Raw genomic sequence first — 511 nt, 5'->3', positions numbered from 1 at the left:
GCAAGTGCAGGCGTACAAATTATGCAAGGGTTAGAAGCAGACACAGATTATTAAAAGACATAAAACTTTAAGGAGTGATTGTGATGACAACACCATTTCAACGTGTTCACTTAATTGTGATGGACTCAGTGGGTATCGGGGAAGCACCCGATGCAAAAGCATTCAACGATGAAGGGTCACATACTTTGAAACATACGTTAGAAGGGTTTGATCAAAAGTTACCGAACTTGGAACGTTTAGGTCTTGGAAATATTGACGACTTACCGGTAGTGGGTCGCGTCGATGAACCAGTAGCTTACTATACGAAAATGAGTGAAGCATCGGTTGGGAAAGACACGATGACAGGCCATTGGGAAATTATGGGCTTGAATATTAACGAACCATTCAAAGTGTATCCGAACGGGTTCCCAGACGAGTTAGTCGCAGAAATTGAACGTTTAACAGGACGCAAAGTTGTGGCGAACCGTCCAGCGTCAGGCACACAAATTATTGACGAGTGGGGCGCACATCA

Annotated in this window: 1 pseudogene; it reads left to right on the top strand. The window is 44.0% G+C overall.

The features are described 5' to 3' along the window. Positions 1-83 precede the first annotated feature (83 nt). Positions 84-511: pseudogene (locus TP70_RS08195) on the top strand (phosphopentomutase); the annotation flags it as partial.

The sequence above is a fragment of the Staphylococcus microti genome (assembly GCF_000934465.1).
GTDB classification, from domain to species: domain Bacteria; phylum Bacillota; class Bacilli; order Staphylococcales; family Staphylococcaceae; genus Staphylococcus; species Staphylococcus microti.
Note: the sequence above shows the minus strand (reverse complement) of the source record. Positions and strands in the feature narration are given on the sequence as shown.